Source organism: Methanospirillum sp. (genome assembly GCF_035560735.1).
Classification (GTDB): domain Archaea; phylum Halobacteriota; class Methanomicrobia; order Methanomicrobiales; family Methanospirillaceae; genus Methanospirillum.
Genome location: NZ_DATMYY010000012.1, coordinates 1 through 2,863, shown reverse-complemented (window position 1 = coordinate 2,863; position 2,863 = coordinate 1). Strand labels below are relative to the sequence as shown.

Sequence of the window (2,863 nt, the reverse complement as noted above, 5' to 3'; positions counted from 1 at the left end):
CACGTTACCTGAACCTGAATTCATATGATATCAAATATCTGCATTGAACCGTATCAGAGGAAATCATGAGTGAAAACCCGTACTATAATGAAGAAACTTCAGATATTCTGACCCTGCTTGATGAGATCCCTTATGCCATCCAGGTGATTGATAATGGGATTTTCAGTTATTGTAATAAGGCAACACTTGACCTCTTTGGTGGAAAAAACCAGGAGATGATCCTGGAAAAACCTGTATCCATCATCTCTCCGGAAAGACAACCTGACAACAGTTCTTCTCAGGAACAATTTCGTCAGTTTATAAACCGGGCTCTTTCTGGTGAGAAAGTCACATTTGACTGGTCGTTTATATCACTGCAATCAAGCCGGATTTTGTGTGAAGTTACACTTCATAAGATCCAGTTTAGAGGTAAGCAATGTTTGCTCGCAACCGAATCGGAAATAGAAGAATGGGTAGAAGATCTGACTGGACTTGAAAAGAAAAACATTTTCCTTGAACACTCGTTACAGACTGTATCAGAGGGACTTGATGCCCTAGCTGCCGGAGATACCGATTTTTCTCTTGCCTTACCTCAAGCAGACAATGATACACAGGAGGCCATGATTCATCTGACCAGAGTTGTAGAGTCGGTGGAAAAAGTCAGAAAATCTGTAAAAACTCAGATTGATGATACGACACAACTCTCTACATCAGTAGCTGAAGGTCACCTCAGTATCAGGGCAGATACAACAAGGCATCAGGGAGAATTCCTTCATGTTGTAGAAATGATCAATTCAACCCTTGATTCGGTTGTAACTCCCCTGCAGAAAACAACTGAACTTGTGGGCAGAATATCAAAAGGTGATATCCCACCACCAATATCTGATGAATATCCCGGGGATCTCAATACTACAAAGACGAGTCTCAATCAGTGTATTGAGGCTATTAATTCCCTAGTCTGGGATACGGTTCTACTTAGCGAACCTGCAGTGAAAGGGAATTTATCAGTTCGCGTGGATCCAACAGAGCACCAGGGAGACTTTGGGCTTATTGTCGAGGGAATCAATAATACCCTGGATTCTATCATCGGGCCGTTTAAGATCACTGCAGATTATCTTGCCCGGATTGCAGTCGGTGACATCCCCACAACAATAGAAGAAACATATGAGGGAGATTTCAACGAGATCAAAAATAATCTGAACACGTGCATTGAGGCTGTGAATGCGATGGTCTGGGATACTGTTGTGCTTAGTGAGGCTGCTGTGAAAGGAAAATTCTCAGTCCGTGCTGATGCCTCGCAGCACAAGGGTGACTTTAGGGCAATCGTAGAAGGAATCAATAATACTCTTGATTCAGTGATAAATCCCCTGAAAGTTGCTGCAGAATATGTACACCGTATCTCGAAAGGTGATATGCCCCCGCTTATCACAGATACATACGAAGGGGATTTTAACGAGATCAAGGACAACCTGAACACCTGTATCGAATCGATTAAACGGTTAATATCAGATGCAGATCTTATGGCTGCTGCATCGGTGAATGGCAGGCTTGATACGAGGAGCGACCTGGATAAACACCAGGGTGATTTTAGGGAGATCATGGCAGGGATTAACACCACCCTTGATCACTTTACCTGGCCAATAAGGGAGACTTCCCGCATCTGCAAGCGTTATGCAGAGTGTGACTTTTCTGCTCGTGTGAATTCAAAACTCGGGCTCGCTGGAGAATTTATTCCATTCAGGGACTCACTGAATGGTATCGGAATCCAGATGCAGGACGTCATATCAGAGATAAACCGTATTGCAGGGAGTTATGCCAAAGGTGACTTCAGCACGACGATCGACAGTTCATGCCGGATCAAAGGAGATCTCATACCACTGCGGGATGCACTTGACAGAATCGGATCGGATATTTCAGATCTGCTGAAAGTAGTTCTGCTCCAGATGAAAGACCTGACTGAAAATGCAAAGACTGCATCATCAGGGGTTGCTGATGTCAGCAGCGGTGCGTCCCTGATTGCAGAGACTGCTGAAAAAACACAGGAGAATGCAGAGAGAAGCCAGCACGGAATAGACCAGGTGCTTCAGGCCATGGAGGATCTCACCAGGAATATCAGTGAGGTCTCGGTGAACACCGAAAGAGTGGCACAACTGACTAAATCAGCCGATGAGATGGCCCGGACAGGCATTCTCAATGCCAGTAATGCAGAAAAAGGGATGGGAGATATTACCCGGACCAGTCACACTGCAAACTCCCTCATTGCCGAGATCCAGAAAGAGATGCACGAGATCGGGAAGATCGTAAACCTGATCACCGATATCGCTAGCCAGACAAATCTGCTCGCTCTTAATGCCGCTATAGAGGCTGCTCGTGCAGGGGATGCGGGAAGAGGGTTTGCTGTGGTTGCTTCAGAAGTGAAGTCGCTTGCCCAGGACTCACGAAGATCTGCAGAGAACATCAACGAGATGATAGCAAATTTGCAGAGAAGGGGTGAAGAAGCAGCAAAGGCTATGGTTGAGTCTCAATCTGCTGTTGATACAGGAGACAAAGCTCTGAAAGAGACATTGCAGGCATTTCATAATCTTTCAGGGTCAGTGGAGACGATCAAGGTGAATATGGAGACCGTGGCAAGTGCTTCAGAGGAACAGGCTGCATCCTTTGAGGAGATTACTGCCAGTGTAAGTGATATGAGTACACTCGTCAACGAGACTGCAAAGCAGGCGATAAACTCGTCAGCAACGAGTGAAGAGGCCCTTGCGATTGTGTCCCAGATTGAGCATGTTATTGAAGAAATAAACCGTGTTTCAGTAACGATAACCCAGAATATGAGCAGGTTTACAATCAGAAGTTAAAATGAGGACATATTCCTCTAAACCTACCATAC

At 45.2% G+C, this 2,863-nt stretch carries 1 protein-coding gene; it reads left to right on the top strand.

The window, feature by feature from the left end:
* The first annotated feature begins 65 nt into the window (after positions 1-65).
* The gene (locus VN429_RS00295; RefSeq protein WP_325628539.1) at positions 66-2,831 is read left to right on the top strand and encodes a methyl-accepting chemotaxis protein; all 2,766 of its coding nucleotides are present in this window, start codon (positions 66-68) and stop codon (positions 2,829-2,831) included.
* Positions 2,832-2,863: the final 32 nt, after the last annotated feature.